General features: G+C 72.8%; 18 protein-coding genes. 12 read left to right on the top strand and 6 right to left on the bottom strand.

What is annotated here, in order from left to right:
- The first annotated feature begins 45 nt into the window (after window positions 1–45).
- Window positions 46–993 carry a YafY family protein gene (locus ACFW2G_RS29835; RefSeq protein ID WP_037922616.1) on the top strand — a complete coding sequence of 316 codons (948 nt, stop codon included), beginning with the start codon at window positions 46–48 and terminating at the stop codon, window positions 991–993.
- Window positions 994–1,066: 73 nt separating this feature from the next.
- Here ACFW2G_RS29835 and ACFW2G_RS29830 read toward each other — a convergent pair whose 3' ends face one another.
- The gene (locus tag ACFW2G_RS29830) at window positions 1,067–1,681 is read right to left on the bottom strand and encodes a YdeI family protein (protein ID WP_384454847.1); all 615 of its coding nucleotides are present in this window, start codon (window positions 1,679–1,681) and stop codon (window positions 1,067–1,069) included.
- Window positions 1,682–2,054: 373 nt separating this feature from the next.
- Here ACFW2G_RS29830 and ACFW2G_RS29825 point away from each other — a divergent pair, with 373 nt between their 5' ends.
- Window positions 2,055–2,723 (top strand): glyoxalase, encoded by a 669-nt coding sequence (locus ACFW2G_RS29825; protein WP_384454844.1) that lies wholly within the window; start codon window positions 2,055–2,057, stop codon window positions 2,721–2,723.
- 20 nt (window positions 2,724–2,743) lie between these two features.
- On the opposite strand, the gene ACFW2G_RS29820 is transcribed toward ACFW2G_RS29825, so the two are convergent.
- The gene (locus ACFW2G_RS29820) at window positions 2,744–3,229 is read right to left on the bottom strand and encodes a hypothetical protein (RefSeq protein WP_384454841.1); all 486 of its coding nucleotides are present in this window, start codon (window positions 3,227–3,229) and stop codon (window positions 2,744–2,746) included.
- Between the two features lie 94 nt (window positions 3,230–3,323).
- Here ACFW2G_RS29820 and ACFW2G_RS29815 point away from each other — a divergent pair, with 94 nt between their 5' ends.
- From ACFW2G_RS29815 to ACFW2G_RS29805, 3 genes are all read left to right on the top strand, one after another.
- Window positions 3,324–3,755 carry a GNAT family N-acetyltransferase gene (locus ACFW2G_RS29815; RefSeq protein ID WP_037922631.1) on the top strand — a complete coding sequence of 144 codons (432 nt, stop codon included), beginning with the start codon at window positions 3,324–3,326 and terminating at the stop codon, window positions 3,753–3,755.
- A gap of 199 nt (window positions 3,756–3,954) precedes the next feature.
- Window positions 3,955–4,440, top strand: a complete 486-nt coding sequence (locus ACFW2G_RS29810; protein ID WP_384454838.1) for a hypothetical protein — start codon at window positions 3,955–3,957, stop codon at window positions 4,438–4,440.
- 262 nt (window positions 4,441–4,702) lie between these two features.
- On the top strand, window positions 4,703–5,110 hold the full coding sequence (locus ACFW2G_RS29805) for a PPOX class F420-dependent oxidoreductase (RefSeq protein ID WP_037922636.1): 408 nt from the start codon (window positions 4,703–4,705) through the stop codon (window positions 5,108–5,110).
- Between the two features lie 113 nt (window positions 5,111–5,223).
- On the opposite strand, the gene ACFW2G_RS29800 is transcribed toward ACFW2G_RS29805, so the two are convergent.
- Together ACFW2G_RS29800 and ACFW2G_RS29795 are read right to left on the bottom strand one after the other, a co-directional pair.
- Window positions 5,224–6,453 carry a GNAT family N-acetyltransferase gene (locus tag ACFW2G_RS29800; protein ID WP_384454878.1) on the bottom strand — a complete coding sequence of 410 codons (1,230 nt, stop codon included), beginning with the start codon at window positions 6,451–6,453 and terminating at the stop codon, window positions 5,224–5,226.
- Window positions 6,454–6,550: 97 nt separating this feature from the next.
- Complete coding sequence (locus ACFW2G_RS29795) at window positions 6,551–7,930, bottom strand: DUF4157 domain-containing protein (RefSeq protein WP_384454875.1); 1,380 nt, start codon at window positions 7,928–7,930, stop codon at window positions 6,551–6,553.
- 428 nt (window positions 7,931–8,358) lie between these two features.
- Here ACFW2G_RS29795 and ACFW2G_RS29790 point away from each other — a divergent pair, with 428 nt between their 5' ends.
- From ACFW2G_RS29790 to ACFW2G_RS29760, 7 genes are all read left to right on the top strand, one after another.
- Window positions 8,359–8,769, top strand: a complete 411-nt coding sequence (locus ACFW2G_RS29790; RefSeq protein WP_384454834.1) for a hypothetical protein — start codon at window positions 8,359–8,361, stop codon at window positions 8,767–8,769.
- Between the two features lie 11 nt (window positions 8,770–8,780).
- Entirely contained in the window at window positions 8,781–10,058 is a 1,278-nt protein-coding gene (locus ACFW2G_RS29785) for a pyroglutamyl peptidase (RefSeq protein WP_384454831.1), read from the top strand.
- Window positions 10,059–10,252: 194 nt separating this feature from the next.
- Window positions 10,253–11,371 carry a mechanosensitive ion channel family protein gene (locus ACFW2G_RS29780; RefSeq protein ID WP_384454828.1) on the top strand — a complete coding sequence of 373 codons (1,119 nt, stop codon included), beginning with the start codon at window positions 10,253–10,255 and terminating at the stop codon, window positions 11,369–11,371.
- A gap of 148 nt (window positions 11,372–11,519) precedes the next feature.
- Entirely contained in the window at window positions 11,520–12,083 is a 564-nt protein-coding gene (locus tag ACFW2G_RS29775) for a DUF4291 domain-containing protein (RefSeq protein ID WP_384585081.1), read from the top strand.
- 126 nt (window positions 12,084–12,209) lie between these two features.
- Window positions 12,210–13,223 carry an SPFH domain-containing protein gene (locus tag ACFW2G_RS29770; protein WP_384454822.1) on the top strand — a complete coding sequence of 338 codons (1,014 nt, stop codon included), beginning with the start codon at window positions 12,210–12,212 and terminating at the stop codon, window positions 13,221–13,223.
- Complete coding sequence (locus tag ACFW2G_RS29765; RefSeq protein ID WP_384585083.1) at window positions 13,220–14,116, top strand: hypothetical protein; 897 nt, start codon at window positions 13,220–13,222, stop codon at window positions 14,114–14,116. Before ACFW2G_RS29770 ends, ACFW2G_RS29765 begins: the two co-directional genes overlap by 4 nt.
- Before the next feature lie 246 nt (window positions 14,117–14,362).
- Window positions 14,363–15,022 (top strand): maleylpyruvate isomerase N-terminal domain-containing protein, encoded by a 660-nt coding sequence (locus ACFW2G_RS29760; protein ID WP_384585086.1) that lies wholly within the window; start codon window positions 14,363–14,365, stop codon window positions 15,020–15,022.
- Window positions 15,023–15,113: 91 nt separating this feature from the next.
- On the opposite strand, the gene ACFW2G_RS29755 is transcribed toward ACFW2G_RS29760, so the two are convergent.
- On the bottom strand, window positions 15,114–17,177 hold the full coding sequence (locus tag ACFW2G_RS29755) for a protein kinase (protein ID WP_384454814.1): 2,064 nt from the start codon (window positions 17,175–17,177) through the stop codon (window positions 15,114–15,116).
- 126 nt (window positions 17,178–17,303) lie between these two features.
- The gene (locus ACFW2G_RS29750; RefSeq protein ID WP_078556551.1) at window positions 17,304–18,068 is read right to left on the bottom strand and encodes a restriction endonuclease; all 765 of its coding nucleotides are present in this window, start codon (window positions 18,066–18,068) and stop codon (window positions 17,304–17,306) included.
- Window positions 18,069–18,200 lie beyond the last annotated feature (132 nt).

Here is an 18,200-nt window from a genome sequence, read left to right as displayed (position 1 = left end):
CTAAACCGGTCACCTCATGACCGGTTTATGTGGGAGTTTTGTGGCGTGCGAACCGACCGGCTGGTGGCCATCCTCCTCATGCTGCAACGGCGCGAGCAGGTGACAGCGGCAGAGGTCGCCCGAGAGCTGGAGGTCTCCGAGCGCACCGCCCGCCGCGACCTCGACGCCCTGGCCATGGCCGGGGTGCCCGTCTACTCCACGCAAGGCCGGGGCGGCGGCTGGCGCCTGGTGGGCGGCGCCCGCACCGATCTGTCGGGATTGACCGCGAGCGAGGCCCGCGCCCTGTTCCTGGTCGCCGGACCGGCCTCGGCTGCGACGCCGGCCGTGAAAGCCGCACTGCGCAAACTCGTCCAGGCCCTGCCGGAACCCTTCCGCGCCCAGGCCGAGGCAGCAGCGTCATCCTTGGTCATGGACCCGCAACGATGGGGATCGAACCGGATTGAGCTCCGAGCGCCTCGGTTCCTCGACGGACTCCAGGACGCGGTGATCCGCGGCGTCCAGGTACAGCTCGGCTACGTCGACGGCAAAGGTGCCGAAACGAAGCGAACCGTCCACCCGCTGGGCATCGTCGCCAAGGGCCCGGCCTGGTACCTCGTCTGCCACACCGAGACGGGTCGGCGGACCTTCCGGATCGACCGCGTGTCGTCCGTTGACCCGACCGACGACCCTGTGCACCGGCCCGAGGACTTCGACCTCGCCGCAAGCTGGCGCGAGATCGCCGACGAGATCGAACGCAAACGAACGCCCTTCGAAGTCCAGGCCGTCTGCGCACCCCACGGCATCGGCATACTCCGGATCGGGTTCGGCGACAGGCTCGAAATAGGAGGCACTACGACCGACGGACGTATCGACGTCGTGATCCGCGGCTACGACGAGTACACCATCGCCGGCGAACTCGCCGGGCTGGTCGAATGGCTCGAAGTGATCGGCCCTCCGGCCGTGCGAGACCAACTGGTCTCGATCGGCAACGCGCTCGTCGAACGATACGGCTGACGCCGGCATGGGGCGCTCAGCCCACGTGCTGAGCATTCTCGACGAGCATGATGCGATTCCGCCGGACGCCCGGTCACGACGTCGGCGGGTCCGTCGGCCGGGCTCGCTGAGGGTGGATCGTCTCGTGCCGCGCCAGCATCGCCACGAACTCGGCGATCTTCCGGGTGCGCGTGTCGGCCCGCTTGACGGCATTGACCCGGGTGATGAGGGAGAAGCGGTTGGCCTTGGTGAGCACCTCGAACATCGCCTGCGCCGCTGGGTCGGCGGCGATCGCGGCTCGCAGGTCCGGCGGCACCTCCGCTTCCGACGGCGGCGCGTAGGCGGCCGTCCACCGCCCGTCGGCCTTCGCTGCGTCCACCGCGGCGCGGCCGGCGGGCAGCATCAGGCCGGCCGCCTCCAATCGGGCCACGTTGGCGACGTTGCGTTGGGACCAGACGCTGCGGGGCCGGCGCGGGGTGAACCGCCTCCAAGAGCTCTCCTCATCGCGCTTGCGGGCCTGCCCGTCGATCCAGCCGAAGCACAGTGCCTCGTCGACGGCCTGCTGCCAGGTCAGCGTGGTGACGGAGCCGCCCTTCCTGGTCAGGGCGAGCCACACGCCGGGAGAGGCGGTGTGGTTGTCCATCAGCCACGCGCGCAGCGCCGCGCTGTCGGCCACGATCAGCTCGTCACGTTCGGTTCCGGTCACCATCACAGGCTAGTGAGCTGGTCGTGAGTGGAGCGCACCGGGCCGCTGGACGCGAAGGAACAGCAGCAGCCGGAGCGGATCCATGCCGCCCGCGACCACCACCAGGCCGCGAAGTGGATGCGCCGGCCCGTGCGCCGAAACCCAACCGGCCCGGCCACGGCAGGCCCCTCGACTCGAAGTGCCAGCCGCCCGCCTCCCACTGTGACGTGGGCGAAACGGGCGGCCAGAGAGCACCTCGAACGCGACCAGGCCAGACCATGAAGAACAAGCTGAGGCGGCCGGATCTCCGACCGGTGACGTGCCCGCCACGCCGACCGGTGAGACCGGTCAGGAATGGAGAAGCCACGGCTGCCCCGCGGCGCCTAGCGTGAGGGACATGGCAACCACCACGCACACCCCGGTCCCCACGTCCCCCGCGTCCCTGGCGTCCGTCACCCTCGAAGTGGCCGACCTCGCGGCGGCCCGCCGCTTCTACGCGGCCTTCGGCGTCGAGCAGTACGTAGGCCTGCGGGCGTCCGCCGCGCCGTCCACCGGATTCCGCGGCTTCACCCTGGGGCTCACCGTGTCCGGCCCCGCCACCGTCGACGGCTTCGTCAAGGCCGCAGTGGACGCGGGCGCCACGGTGCTGAAGCCCGCCACGAAGTCCCTCTGGGGCTACGGCGGCGTCGTGCAGGCCCCTGACGGGACGATCTGGAAGATCGCGACTTCGGCTAAGAAGGACACTGGCCCCGACACCCGCCGGATCGACGAGGTCGTCCTGCTGATCGGCGTCGAAGACGTCAAGGCCACCAGGCAGTTCTACGTCGGACACGGCCTGACCGTGGCCAAGAGCTTCGGCGGCAAGTACGCCGAGTTCGCCGCCGGCCGGTCCGGCCCGGTCAAGCTCGCGCTGTACAAGCGCCGCGCCCTGGCCAAGGACCTCGGGGTCCCGGCCGACGGCACGGGCTCCCACCGCGTCGTCCTCGGCGGTACCCCCGAGGCGTTCACCGACCCGGACGGTTTCGTCTGGGAGGTTCCGGACCCGTCCGCCCCCGCGCAGCCCTGACCGCCGGCCCCCCTGCCCGGTCAGGCCGCGCGCGGCACCACGCGCGCGTTGTCGACGTACAGGCACAGGGCGCCGTCCTCGGGGCACCGCAGACCGACCGAGATGCTCCGCAGCGTTCCCTCCGCGGTGAAGGCGAGCGCAACCGCGACCTGGAACACGTCGTGGCCGGCGGGGCACTGCGGCAGGTCCGCCGGTGCGTGGCCCGGGCCCGGCGAGGCGGTCGGCAGCGGTGCCGCCGTGGGTTCGAGCCGCCACGGGTAGGCGCTCGGATGCACGCCCCCGTCCGCAATGCCGAGCGGTATGCAGCAGCCCACGCAGAAGCATTCGCCCGCGGCGACCTCGAACTCGCGTTCCTCGCCACCGCACGGCACGCACCTGGCGAGCAGGGCCTCCACGCGCCCGCCCGGCTCCGTGCGGGCGGCACGGCGCACCAGGAGCAGTGCGTCCCCGGGCCCGGCGCAAGACTCACCCGCCGTTCCGTACATCCATGCGGTTCCATGATCCATAACGTGGATCCTCGCACGCCGGTTCCGCGCGGTGATCATGCGGAGGGTCGAAAACCAGCGGTGGAGGGGTGGCCGGAACTGCTTGGATGCGGCCATGACCACTGACCTTCCCGCCGAGTACGAGATATCCGCCGACACCTCGCGGATCGATGCCGCCCTGGTCCACCGATGGCTGTCGCAGGACGCGTACTGGGCACGCGACCGGTCCCGGGAGAAGCAGGACCGGGCCATCGCGGGCTCCCTGAACTTCGGCGTCTACGAGCGGGCTTCCGGCCGGCAGGTCGGCTATGCCCGCGTGGTGACCGACAAGGCCGACTTCGCGTGGCTGTGCGACGTGTACATCTCGCCCCAGGCGCGCGGCAAGGGGCTGGGCACCGCACTGGTCGGGGCGGTGCGCGAACACCTCGCCCCGTACGGCCTGCGCCGCGTCCTGCTGGCCACGGCGGACGCGCACGAGGTCTACGCCAGGAGCGGCTTCACCCCGTTGGACGTTCCCGAGCAGTGGATGGTGCTGAGCCGTCCGTGAGCCGCCGGGGCAACGGTGATCCGCCGCCTCGGCGCCACCGTCCGCCCGGGAACATCCGTCCACTTGGTCCTCCACCGCGGTGCCTTCCCCCATGTGATCGACGTCCGACGCCGCCCGGCGGGTTCGCCGCGGGTGGACGGGTGAGAGATCATGGCGTGGTGCGGTGCGGTTCGGCTCGGGTGTGAAGGAAAGACGGTCTGTGCGGGAGGCGAAGTTCGTCACGGTCGCGGAGCTGGTCGCGGCGGCGGCGCAGGGAGAGAGCGGCGCGCTGTGGCGGCTGGAGGTGGCCGACCGGCAGCTGGACGCGAACCTGGTGCGCCACCTGCCCGGAACCGGCGGGTCGGCGTATGTCGAGGACGAAGTCGACGTGATGCTGGTCGTCGTCGCGGGCGACGGCACCCTCACCCTGGACGGCACCACGTCCCGGCTGGTTCCCGGATTCCTGGGACTGCTGCCGAGGGGAGCGTCCCGGGCGCTGCTGGCCGGCTCCGAGGGGCTGCTCGTGCTCACCGTCCACCGCAGACGGCGCGGCATGAGCATCGGACGATCCACCCCCGGGGTCGCGCCCGAACCGTGCGCGCTGCACCTGGTCTGCGAGCGGTGCCACCGGCACGCCATCGAGGCGGACGCCCGCTACTGCAGTGGTTGCGGCACGGCGCTGCCGGACCGCCGCGAGGCCCGCTAGTGCGATGTTCGTCCATCCGGGCCGGGGGAGCACCCGCACCCGCAGATCTGACCCGCCCGCCGCGAAGTCGCGACCGCCTTCTCCGGCTGCGGTGCGACGTCGAAGCGCTCCCCCGCACGTGACCTGACCGGACATGACACGGCAGGGCAAGCCGTGCCGTCACACTGAGTGCCGCCGTCACGGGACTATGGTGACCCAGGGTCAGATGTTGTCGGGTTCCGTGCCACGCGCACGGAACGCCCTTCCGGAAAGGCTTGCGCCCGTGTCTGCTGCACTCTCCGATGATCTGAAGCGCATCATCGATGATTCCCCCATGTTCGCGACGGTGGCGACCATCCAGCCCGACGGCAGCCCGCAACTGTCCGTGACCTGGCTCATGCGCGACGGCGACGACCTGCTCATCTCCACGACCGAGGGGCGCAGGAAGGAGCAGAACCTGCGCCGTGACCCGCGTATCACCGTGATGATCAACCCGCCCGACGCGCCCTACACCTACGCCGAGGTGCGCGGCACCGCCGAGCTGACCACGCAAGGCGGTCAGGAGCTGATCAACGAGCTCTCGCGCAAGTACACCGGCAAGGACTACCGGGACTTCAACCCCGCCTCCGTCGACGACGCCACGCGCGTCGTGGTCCGGGTCGTCCCCCGCAAGGTCGTCGGCTCCATCTAGCCGGCAGGCTCCGCGGACGCCCCGGGCCGGGATGGCCCGGGACGGCACGCCCGCCTCGGCGACCCGGCGCCACGCCCTCAGGGCTTCCCTGGGCGAGCGCCGGCCGTTCACCGCTAGTACGGCAGGTAGTAGCTGAGCACGTCGGCGGTGAGCGGCGGGAACAGCGCCTGGAACAGCTCCTCGTCCGCGGCGTAGACGTCGGGGCGGATCCGGCTCAGGCCTTCGATGCCGTGCGGTCCGAAGAGCAGGGCGGCCAGATGGTCGGGGGCGACCCCCGCGCCGCCCACCGCTCCAGGCGACTGCATTGCGCTGCCAGTGACGACCTCTCCGAGTCCGTCCTCGAGAACGGGAATCCGGTAGTGGGCGCCGAAGGTGGAGACGACGATGTCCCGGCCGGTGTGGTCGATCCCGGCGGTGGCCAGGCGCTGCCGAAACAGCGGGCGCAGCCGGTCGAGCAGCGCCGCGACATCGGGGACGCGGATGTAGTACTGCTCCGCGCTCCGGCGCGGTTCGGGTTCGATGAACTCCCGCCAGGCGCCGTCCGTCACGGTGCCTGCCCGATGGACGATCCGCACCGGGCCGCCGGGTGCCAGGGCGGCGACACCGCTCAGGAGGCTCCGTGCAGCGGACTCGTCGCGTGCCGCGGCCTCGGCCAGGAGGATCCCTTCGCCGGCGGACGTGGTGCGCCCGGTGGCGATGACCGCGCCGTCCTCCTCCAGGACCCGCAGGCTGCTCGACTCGTGGTCGAGGAGCCATCGCCAGCACGCCGCGGAGTGGGGCACGGCCACGTCGAAGCCGCGCTGGGCCGAGGCCTGCAGAGCGGCCATGGAGGCGATGTCGGAGGGCCGTGCGGCGCGCAGCGTGGCCCGGCCGTCGCCCGCTGGCACGGTGTTCACGCGGAGCGCCTGCGGTACGTCGATGGCGTACTCGTAGCCGAACCGCCGGTAGAAGTAGGGGATGCCGATCATCACCTGGACGAGGTGACCGCGGGCGGCGGAACGCTCGTGGGCCCAACGCATGAGCGACCTGACGAGCCCGCGCCCCTCGTACGCGCTATCGGTGGCGACCAGCTCCACCTGACCGGCGGGAAGACGGATCCCTCCGATGCGCACCTCCTCGTCCAGGAGCGTCGCGGTGGACACCACCCGGTCGCCGTCGACGACCACGGCACAGGCGGACCAGCCCGCGTCGGGATCGGTGACGACCAGCCGGTGGTCGACGGCGTCGTCCGGATCGCCGCGCTCGGACAGGAGCGCACCGATCCGGTCGAGATCCGCGGGCCGGGCCTCGCGCAGGACGAGGCCGTCGGCCAGCGGAACAGCTACGGAGGCATTTTTGATCATGGTCACGGTCAGACAGTGGCACCGCCGGCCCGTCCCGTCCAACGGGTTTCGCGCGGCCCGGCGGCGACCGGGGGTACGTGGACCGCAGGACGGCTTCTCAGACGGCCAGTTCCTGCGGGACCGCCGCGCCGGGCAGTTCCCGTCCGGACCTGTTCTTCACGAGTTCGACGTTCTCGACGAACAGCTGGAAGAGCAGCTGGCTCGCGCCGAGCTCCCGGCCGTTCTTGCCGTTGTTCCCCTGCGCGATTCCCAGGCTGTACGGTTCCTTGTCTTCGGCCTTCACCCCGATGTACCCGCCCAGGGTGCCCTCGTTCGCGTTCGCGTTCTGGTAGGCCCCGCCGCTTTCGTTCGCCTTGCGGATCAGGTCGTTCTTGTAACCGGGGCCGAGCGCCATATGGCGCTGGTCGAAGAGGAGTTCGTGGGCGCCAGGTTTCAGGGTGAACTTCAGCTGGACCGCGTAGGGTTCACCCTGGGTGTCGTAGTATCCGTCGGCCTGACCCTGGTCGCCGAGATGGGCCCCGATCGTCATCCCGGTGTAGCCCCTCTGCCGGAACTCCTTCGCCGTGCCCTCACCGCCGGCTATGTACGTCGTCATCTCGTTGCGCGCGCTTTCGTTACCCCAGTAGTCCAGGGCGCTCTTCGCCTCGTCGAAGCTCATGGAACGGTACAGCTCCATCCGCCCGGAGCCTTCCGGCATTGCGGCCAGAGCGTCCAGGAGCTTGGGGCCGACGGTGGCGATGACCTCATCGATCTTGCGCGGAGGCTTGCTGGCCTTGAACCCCTTCGCGCTCTTCTTGGATGCGGCGATCTGCGCGGACTTCGCCTTGGCGGCCGAGCTGCTGGATCCGCCCATTCCCGCCTTGCCCTCCCAGTACTCGACCGTCAACCGTTCCTGGGGGTCCTCGACGCGCTGCACCGCGGGGCGGGAACCGGCTGAGGCTGTCGGTGCCGCTTGGCGCTGGACGTCCGTGGCGGCCCGGTGGCCGGGTGTCATGACCCGGCTCGCGTTCGCCTCCGCCTCACGCTCGAACCGGTCCGACGGGTCGGAGACCTTCAGGCCCGCACCGTTGTCGGTTCCCGCGACCGGCCCCCGGCGCTGCTGGATGACGTGGGTGAGTTCGTGGGCGAGGGTGTGCTGGTCGCCGCCGCCGGCGCCGATGACGACATGGCTGCCCGAGGTGTAGGCACGGGCACCGACTTCGGCCGCCGAGGCCTTGGCGGCGCCGTTGTCATGGATGCGTACGTCGGAGAAGTCCGCGCCGAGCCGGGCCTCCATGTCGGCGCGGGTGGCATCGTCCAGGGGGCGTCCCGGAGCGCGCAGGACGTCGTGAACGGCGGACCGCTGCACGGCGTGCCGTTCGGGCTGCTGGTGTCCGCATCCGGCAGTGTGCCGGTGCTCCTCCTGGTCCCGGTCGGCGGCGGCCCGTCGGAGCATCTGCACGACTGCGGCGTTGCCCGCGCTCGCCTGCAGTCCCATCAGCCCCGCGGGCGCCGCGGGCGCCGGCTGAGGGGCCGCGGAACGGCGGGAGGACAGCAGCGATGGGTCGTCGGTCTTCCGTCCCGTTCGGGAGTGCCTGGGACTCACGCGATCGCCTTCTCATACGTCGGGGAAACCGCGTCGCGCGGTTGCCGGGCCACACCCCTCAAGGACGGCCACGCGTCGCGACCAGGGGTTCTGAAGCATTATCAGCTGATGTCCCGACGTGAAGCCATGGATCGCGGCCGGGTGCCGGCTCTCTGCCCGGACGTGCACCGGTCCGTGCAGCAGAGGTGCCCTTTCAGGCAGACCCGCCGGGCCCGGACCGGTCCGTACCTGCCGTGGCGCACGCCTCCCCGCTCTCCTGCGGACACGGCGGTGCGCCCGCCCACGAGCCGCCCCCGCCGCAGTCGGCGGAAGGCTCCATCGTGGTGCCCTACGCCATTCCCTTCATGGCGGGCCCGGGGGCCATCACCTCGGCGATCACCATTGCTTCGACAGGGGACGGCTGGTCGGGTCCGATCGCCGCCCTGATCGCCGTCGGCATCACCGTGGCCCTGGTTCCGGTGGGGCATCTGCTGCTGGCCGACCGGATGAACATGTCGGCCCAGTCCATGGCCATCATGACCCGGTCGGCGGCCTGTTCGTGGCCACCATCGGCATCCAGCTCATGCTCGGCGGGCTCACGACCTACTTCGGCATCGGCTGAGCCGTCACCCCTGCGGGCTGTCGCGGGGCGGCGGGGCATCCCCGCCTCCGATCGCCTCGACGCGCGCGGCCCGGCCGGGGAACGCCCGCCGCGGCCAGTGCGTCTGGTGAGGGTCGAAGTCGCTATGTAATGTCACATCGTATGACGCTCTTACGTCGCGCGGCATCGGCCGCCGCCCTCCTCCTCACCGTCCTCCCGGTCACGCTCGCCGCGCCCGCACCCGCTGCCGCCGCCGGCACGTCCGCCTGCCGCCCCCCGGCCTCCGGTCCGCTCGACGCCGAGCAGTCCCGGCTCGCGGACAGCCGTACCACGGCCCTCATCGAGCGAGCCGGCTTCGCTGACTTCGTACGGAGGTTCCCCGCTGCCCTGTGCACGGCCCGCGGTCGCGCCGAGTCCGAACGGCTCCTCGACTCCTGGGGCCAGGCCCTCTGGCAGGCCTCGGTACGGCGGGCCCAGGGGCAGCGTCCCGGAGGCGACCTCGCCCCCGGGGATGACCGGCCGCTGTACTGGGCGCGGCTCGCGATGACCGCGGCGCTCGCCCGCTGGCAGCCGGAGTTCACCGTCGACAAGGCGGCCCTGCGCGCCCGCTTCGAAGACGCCTCCCGGGGCCTCGTCGGCAACGCCTTCAGGACGGCACCCGGCGTACGGAGGATCTTCATCAGTGGATTCGACCCCTTCGGGCTCGATGCGGAGATCCGCCGCGCCAACCCGTCGGGATCGGCCGCCCTCCAGCTGAACGGACGGCGCGTCATTCTCGCCGACGGCACCCCGGCCGAGATCCGCGCCGTCGTCCTGCCCGTGCGGTACGCCGACTTCGACGCCGGCATGGTGGAGCGGGCCTTCACCCCGCAGCTGACCGAGGGCCCCGCCCAGGCCGACATCATCACCACCGTCAGCCAGGGCTACCCCGGCATCTTCACCCTGGAGGACTGGGCGGGACGCGCCAGGTCCGCCGACCCGTACCCGGACAACGCGCGGGCCCTCTCCGGCGGCACCCGGGAGCGTCCGGTGACGGCCCCCGGCCTCGGCCCGGGGCCCGAGTTCATCCGCACCACGCTGCCCGCCGAAGCGGTGACCGCGGCCGTGCAGACCCCCTACCCGGTCCTCCTCAACAGCGACGTGACCGAGATCCCCGCGGGCGGCACGGCCCCCGTCGACCGGACCGACGGCCCCACGCCCGGCTCACGCGCCGTCGCGGGCGGCGGGGGCGGCTACCTGTCCAACGAGGTCGCCTACCGCTCCAACCGGCTGCGCGCCGGACTCGCCCCGCACCTGCCCGGCGGCCACCTCCACACCCCCGTGCTCACCGGCCTGCCGACCGACCCCCGGCTGCTGACCAGCCCCGAGTTCGAACGCAACGAGAGCGCGATCACCGCGGAGGTCCGCGCGGTCCTCGAACAGGCGGCCGTGCGAGGGTAGTCGTGGCCCCGCCTGCGGTGCGTCACCCCGTCATGGGGCAGGATGGCAGCCCGTTCCGGATGCGTACACACGCCCGAAGACGGCCTACGCCACGACGAACTGACAGGTGACAAGGTGACGACACGCCTCCTACGACGTCCGGCGGTGTCCGCCGGCGCAACCCCCGGCCGGCGGCGCGCAGCCGGGGAGGCCCGTTGAACCGGGATCTCCTCCTGCACGACTGGCTGGCGGCGGGCATCGCCCTGGCGGCGGGCGCCGCGGCCGGACTGCTGCTGCGCGCCCTGCTGCGCTGGCTGGGGAGGCACGCCGAGCGCACCCGCTGGCGCGGCGACGACATCATCGTCGATGCGCTGCGCACCATCGCGCCGGGCGCCGCGGTGATCGCGGGCGCCGCCGTGGCCGCCACCACCCTGCCGCTCACCGCGCGCGTCTCGGGGTTCGTGAACCAGAGCCTGACCGCGCTGCTCATCCTCATCGCCACGCTCAGCACGGCGCGGGTCGTCGCGGGCCTGGTCCAGTCGGTGGCGGGGGCGCGTACCGGGGTGGCCGCCTCGGCGTCCATCTTCGTCAACATCACCCGCATCGTGGTCCTCGTGATGGGCCTCCTCGTCGCCCTGGAAACCCTCGGCGTGTCCATCGCACCCCTGGTCACCGCCCTCGGCGTGGGCGGTCTGGCGGTCGCCCTGGCGCTCCAGGACACCCTCGCCAACCTCTTCGCAGGCGTCCACATCCTCGCCTCGAAGACCGTCCAGCCGGGCGACTACATCCGGCTCACCAGCGGCGAGGAGGGCTATGTCGTCGACATCAACTGGCGCAACACCGTGGTGCGGAACCTGTCGAACAACCTGGTCATCATCCCCAACGGTCGCCTCGCGCGGACGAACATGACCAACTTCACCCAGCCGGAACAGCGATTCTCGATCCTGGTCCAGGTGGGCGTGGGCTACGAGAGCGACCTGGAGCACGTCGAGCGGGTGACCCTCGACGTCGTCGACGGCGTGATGGCCGACATCAACGGCGCGGTCCCCGACCACGAGGGTGCCGTCCGCTTCCACACGTTCGCGGACTCACGCATCAACTTCACCGTCATCCTGGGTGTCGGCGAGTTCAGCGACCAGTACCGGATCAAACACGAGTTCATCAAGCGCCTGCACCGGCGCTTCCGTGCCGAGGGCATCTCGATCCCGGCTCCGACGCACACCGTCGCCCTTCAGCACGACGGGCTCCCGGCGCCGATCCCGCACGCGGCCGTTCCCCACCAGCGCGCGTCCTCCCCGCCGACCCCCACGGAACTGACGGACGCGCGCACCTGACACCATGTCCGGGCCTCCGGGCCTCCGGGCCTCCGGGCCCGCCGCCCCCGCTCGCCCGCCGGGTGCGCGGGGGCTTCCCGACGGGGGCCGGGTGGTGGCCGCCGAATGTGGATTGCCAGGGAAGCGGCGGTTCGGCAGGGTACGTCGCATGGCATCCCTCTACCAGATCCGCGCCGACTTTGATGCCCGCACGATCGTGGTCTACCAGGCGTACGGTCCCGCCATCGCCGACGCGGCGCTGCGGGCGGGTCGCTTCGCCGCACCGTTCTCCTTCCACAGGATGACGTGGATCAAGCCGTCGTTCCTGTGGCTGATGCACCGCAGCAACTGGGCCGGCAAGCCCGGCCAGGAGCGCGTTCTCGGGGTGCGGATGACCCGGCAGGGCTGGGAGGAGGCCCTGTCCCGGGCCGTACTCACGACGGCGGAGCCAACGGCCCTGGCCCGGGCGGCGGTACACGTCCAGTGGGACCCGGAGCGCTCCTCCCGCGGAGCGGCACTCAACCACTACAGCATCCAGGTGGGCATCGGCCGCCACCTGATCCGTACGTTCAACGACGAATGGATCGTCGGCATCACCGACTGCACGCCCGCCGTCCGCAAAGCCGCGGCCCTGATCCGAAGCGGGCAGGCGGACAAGGCCCGGCGGCTGCTTCCCCCGGAGAGCGGCTACCCGCTGCCGCGGGCACTGGAGGGCATCTGTCCGAAGGGGTGACGGCAGCCCTGCCGCTGCCGACGGGGGCGGCAGGCCCCGGCCGGCATCGCCGCCCCTTTCTCGTCCCCTTGACGATATGAGGCGGCTCCTCTTATCGTCGCAGTGACGACATTGAGGGGGTTCTCCATGGCCGACATCACCCGGCGCTTCGGCTGGCGGCACCTGCGCTCCGCGCCCACCGCCCACATCCGCCACCACAGGCGCGGCCGGATCGTGCACGACGGACGGGGGCTCAGCTTCTGGTTCCGGGCTCTCTCGGCCGCGCTCTCCGAAGTGCCGGTCGACGACCGCGAGCTGGCCATGGCCTTCCACGCCCGCACGTCCGACTTCCAGGACGTCGCCGTGCAGGCCACCGTCACCTATCGGATCAGCGACCCGGCCGAAGCCGCGGAACGACTCGACTTCTCCCTCGACCCGGACACCGGGAGCTGGCGCGGGGCCCCCTTGGAGCAGATCGCCACGCTGCTCACCGAGACCGCGCAGCAGCACGCGCTGGACGTACTGGCCCGGACTTCGCTGGCCGTCGCCCTGGTGGACGGCGTCGCCTCGGTGCGGGCGAGCGTCACCGCGGGTCTCGCCGACGAGCCCAGGCTCCCCGCCACCGGCATCGATGTGGTGGCCGTCCGGGTCGTGGCGATCCGCCCCGAGGCCGAGGTGGAGCGCGCCCTGCGCACCCCGGCCCGCGAGCAGATCCAGCAGGAAGCGGACCGGGCCACCTACGAACGGCGGGCCGTAGCCGTCGAGCGGGAGCGCGCCATCGCCGAGAACGAGCTGGCCAGCCAGATCGAACTGGCCCGGCGCGAGGAGCAGCTGATCGACCAGCGCGGCACCAACACCCGCCGCGAGGCCGAGGAGAAGGCGGCTGCCGACGGCATCCGCACCGAGACCGAGGCGGCCCGCAAGGTCCGCCTGGCCCGCGCGGACGCCGAGGCGGAGCGCGAGACCGGCGCGGCCCGCGCCGAGGCCCAGGCCGCCTGGCTGCGGGTGCACGGCGAGGTCGACCAGGCCACGCTGCACGCCCTGGCGGCGACCAGGCTGGCGGAGAACCTGCCGCGGATCGACAGCATCACACTCTCGCCCGACGTCCTCACCGGGCTCCTCGGCAGGCTCGGGCGTCCGGAAGGAGGTTCGGGCGCGTGAGCCTGGCCCCGCGGGCGGTGATCGTGCACCGCAGGACCGAGTACGAGGAACTGCTCGCCCGGCACGGGACGCACGGGCAGGCCGCGTTCGCCCTCTCCAGCCGGGGCCGCACGATCGACGAGGTGCTCCGCCGCCACGACCGCGTACAACAGGCACTGCGGGAGGTGGCCGCCGCCGTGCCGCTCACCTGGCGCAGCTCCCGCGTGGAGCGGGCGGACCTGGACCGGTTCCTGTTCGCCCCGGAGGACGTGGTGGTCGTGGTCGGCCAGGACGGCCTCGTCGCCAACACCGCGAAGTACCTGCACGGACAGCCGGTGGTCGGCATCGACACCGAACCGGGACGCAACCCGGGGGTCCTGGTCCGCCACCGCAGCTCCGACGCACCCGCACTGCTGCGCGCGGCGTCCGCCGGGATCCCGGCGGACGAGCTGACCATGGTCGAGGCCGTCGCCGACGACACCCAGCGCCTCCTCGCCCTCAACGAGATCTACCTGGGCTCGCCGGGCCACCAGACGGCACGCTACCGCCTCGGCTCCGACGGCGACACGAGCCCGGGGGAGGCCCAGGCGTCCTCCGGGGTGCTGGTGGGCACCGGTACCGGTGCCACCGGCTGGCTGCGCTCACTCTGGCTGGAGCGCGGCAGCCGACTGCGCCTGCCCGCACCCTGCGACCCGCGGCTCCTGTGGTTCGTCCGGGAGGCATGGCCCTCTCCCGCCACCGGAACGACGAACGTCGCCGGTGAGCTGGCGCGGGGACAGGCACTGCGGCTGACCGTGGAGTCGGACCGGATCGTGGTGTTCGGCGACGGCATGGAGAGCGACGCCCTGGAGCTGACCTGGGGCCAGAGCGTCCGGCTGGGCATCGCGGAAACATCGCTGCGCCTGGTGACCTGAGCACCCCGCCGGCCGCAGCCAGGGCGCCGGGGCTCGGGGGCGCGACCGCCCCCGAGCCCCGGTCGACAGACCGGCCCGGCCCGGCCCGGGTCCCGGCCCGACGACCGGCGGCCACCGTGCGTCCGATGGCCCGACCCGAGCCGGCGGCAACCCGGTCCACCACCGACGGCGCCGGCCGGGAGGCACCCCCGCCGGACCGGACAGCCGTGCTGGTCCGCCGTGGCGGCGCCGCGCTACGGTACGGCCATGGGCCTGTTCATCCTTTCCTGGACGGCGTTGCGCACCGCGGTCGCCGAGATCCCGGACCCGGACTTCGTGCGGCCGTCGGGCTGCGCGGGCTGGCTCGTGCGGGACCTCGTGTGCCACTTGGTCATCGATGCCCAGGACGTCCTGATCACGCTCGCCACCCCCACCGCGGCGGAGCCCACCGTCGACGCGATGAGCTACTGGCGCGTCCAGGACCGGCCCCCGACCGGCGAGGACCCGCTCGACGCCCTCACCGTCCGGCTGGCCGCCGCGTACGAGGACCCGGGCCTGCTCCGTTTCCACCTCGACGACATCGGCTCCGCCGCCGGCCGTGCGGCCGAACTCGCGGACCCGCGGGCCCGTGTGGGAACCCGCGACGAGGTTCTCACCGTCGCCGACTACCTGGGCGCGTACGTCCTGGAGTGGACGCTGCACCATCTGGACCTGATCGCCCACCTCCCGGACGCCCCGACCCCGCCGCCCGGAGCGGGCCTGGCCCGCTCCCGCACCATGCTGGAGGAGATCGCCGGGACCGCGTTCCCCACGTCCTTCTCCGACCGGGACGCACTCCTGATCGGCACCGGCCGCAGCGAGCCCACCGGTGCACAACGGGCCGAACTGCGCGGTGCGGCGGTGCGTTTCCCGCTCGTGCTGGGCTGACCCGCCCCACCGGGGGCGGAGGATGCGGACCGGGCCCGCCACCGAGCCCGCCGCCCCGAGCGGGGCCGGCCCGCGGCGGCTTCGGCCGTCCTCAACTCCAGGACGGATGGCCCTCGGCAGCGTCGCCGGTCGTCAGCGCACGCTCGCCGGTCCCGTCCGCGCGCACGGCCCGGATCACAGGCTTCTCGTACGGGCCGCGGACGAAGGCCACCCAGGTGCCGTCGGCGGACCAGGCGGGGTCCATCTCATGGGCGCCGGTGGCCACCAGCTCACGATCGCCGCTGCCGTCGGCGCCCACGAGGCGGATGTCGCCCTGGGTGCCCGCGCCGTAGGTCCCGGCCGTGTAGGCGAAGGTGGCGCCGTCCGGTGACCACACCGGGTCGAGTGCCGGATGGGGCAGCCGGGTGACCTGCTGCGGGGCACGGTTCGGGTCGGCGGGGTCGACCAGGTGGATCTGCCAGTTTTCCGGTGCGGTCTGCAGGCAGACCGCGATGCTCCTGCCGTCCGGGGACCACGCCGGATCCTCGACCTGGCCCATGCCCGAGGTGAGCTGGCGGGCCGTGCCGTCGGCGACATCGACCACGAACAACTGCTGTACGCCGTTCTTGGCGCGCAGCACGGCGAGCCGGCTGCCGTCCGGCGACCAGGACACCCGGCCGCCGGCGATGGAGGTGATCCGCCGCGCGTTCGAACCGTCGGCGTTGGCGGTCCAGACGGCCGTCCCCTCCGAGGTGCTGCGGGTGAAGGCGAACGACCTGCGGTCGGGGGACCACTGGGGCAGGACGTCGCAGGCGCCCGCGCCCCCGGCCACGAGTTGCACGGGTTTCTCCGCGGCGGCGTCCCGGCGGGCGATGACGCCGTGGCAGGTCCCGGGCCAGCCCGGGGCGGTGTCCTGCCGGATCAGCAGGGGATCGGCCGGGAACGGGGCGGGCACGGCGGCGGAACCGGTGGGCGCGGCCGCACGGGGCTTGGAACCGTCCTCGGCCGAGTCCTTCCAGGGCTGCCACACCAGCACGCCGACGGCCGCGAGTGACGTCACGAGCAACGCGGCCACCGCTGCGCGGCGACGCCCGTCCCGCCCCGGAACCGCCCGCGCGGGCGCGGCGGCGGGGGAGAGCCGCTCGGCGGGGCCGGTCACGGTGTGCCGCTGCTCGGTACGGGAGGACTCCCCGGCGGCGGGTCGGGCGGCATCCGGTGCCGGAAGGCCCCGCGCGGTGTCCGGCGGGTCCGCCGGCGGGTTGTCCTGTGCGGTCGCCGGCGGGTTGTCCGGCGTGGTGGGACGCACCGCCGGTTCCGGGGGCGGGAGCAGCTGCGTCGCCGCCTCGGGCAGCCAGGACCCGTCCTCCGGGTGGCGGACGGTCAGTGTGGCGAGGAAGGCCGCCGGGGTGGGTCGTGCGGCCGGGTCCTTGGCCAGGCAGGCGCCGATGGCCTCGCGGAGTTCACCGGGTACCGCGGTCAGGTCCGGATCCTCGTAGACCACCTTGTAGTGCCTGGCGGCGGACGGGCCGTCGCCGAAGGGCGTGCCGCCCGCGGCCTGGGTCAGCACCACCCCCAGCGCGAACATGTCGACGGCAGGGGTGACCGCTGCACCGCCGGTGAGCTGCTCGGGTGCCAGGAAGCCCGGCGTGCCGACCTGCAGGCCGGTCTGTGTCAGAGCCGTTCCGTCCAAGGCGCGCGCGATGCCGAAATCGATGACGCGCGGCCCGTCCTCCGCGACGATGATGTTGGCGGGCTTGAGATCGCGGTGGATGACCCCCGCTCGGTGGATCGCCTCCAGCGCCTCGGCCAGGCCGGCGGCCAGGACGGTGAGTGTGTCCAGGGGCAGCGATCCGACGCGCGCGAGTACGGCCTGCAGGGTGGGACCGGGTACGAAGGCGGTCACCAGCCAGGCCGGATCCCCGTCCGGATCGGCGTCGACCACCGGCGCGGTGTGGAAGCCGCCGACCCGCCGCGCCGCCGCGACCTCGTCGGCGAACCTGCGCCTGAATCCGGGCTCGGTGCTCAGCTCCGGACGCACGACCTTGACGGCGACCGCACGGCCGGACTGGGAGCGGCCCAGGTAGACCACACCCATGCCCCCCTGGCCGAGCCGCCCCACCAGCCGGTACCGGCCCTCGCCGAGCGAAGTGGGATCACCCGTTTCGAGCGGCTTCATAAGTCCCCCGTCTCACACCTTGCGCGATGAACAGCCCCTCCTTACCCGCCGTGTCGACCGCCAGTCAAGCGAGGTCCCGGCCGTCGGGCTCGGTTCCGTCCACCGGGGTGCCGCTGCCGGCCGCCGTCACGGAGCGGTTCCCCGGGCGGGGGCGTGCGCGGCGGCGGGCGCGGGCTCGCCGGGGCCGGATTCCCAGGGGGCGGGCGCCCGCCCTTCGGTCCAGGCGGCCAGGCCCTCCCCGTCCACCCGTACGATCCGGCAGACATCGGCGTACTCGACGGCGGGCGCGGTGAAGGAGCTGGTCGTCACGATGACCGCCACGTCGGCCTCGTGGACCGCGAAGCAGGTGCCGCCGAAGCGCTGCAGATCCTGCGAGCCGACCCGGTTGCCCTCGGCGTAGTGCTTGCACTGGAGCACCACCCGCCGCCCGTCCGCCGTCGTGGCCAGGACATCGGCTCCCAGGTCGCCCGCCCCGCCGACCACCTCGACCGTTACGCATCCGTCCCGCGCGCACAGGGCGGCCACCGTGTGCTCGAAGCCGTCGGCGTCGACCGCGGTGTGGTCGAGCGCGTCACCCCCGACGTCGGGCAGGTCCACCGGCGGCTCCGGGTGCGCCGCGGGCCCCGGGGTGCGGACCGGGCGCCGGACCGGAGAGAAGCCCCATTTCGCCAGGAGCACGCCGAGCAGCAGCAGCGCGAGGGCGGCTACCAGGGCCGGCGGGAGCCCGCCCCCGCCCGCCCCGGCGGCGGCCTTCAGGAAGGCCGCGACGCCGCCGATGCCGGTGCCCAGCAGCCCGAGCGCGAGCACCGCGTCGCGCCCCAGGGATCCGGCGCGCCCCGGGTGTCCGGCTCGCCGTACGGACGCGGGAGCGTCCTCTTCGCGTGTGGTCATCATCATTCCCCTCCCGCCCGGCACGCCGTGCTGCCCGCCCCCACCCCGGGGGGGTCGGGCCGGACGCCGGACGCCGCACTCTGGTCGTCGCCCCGATGGGCCGGGCACCCGCTCCCAAACCCGGCGGGGGGT

This window comes from Streptomyces sp. NPDC058880 (genome assembly GCF_042742535.1).
Classification (GTDB): domain Bacteria; phylum Actinomycetota; class Actinomycetes; order Streptomycetales; family Streptomycetaceae; genus Streptomyces.
This window is presented reverse-complemented; position numbering and strand designations above follow the sequence as displayed.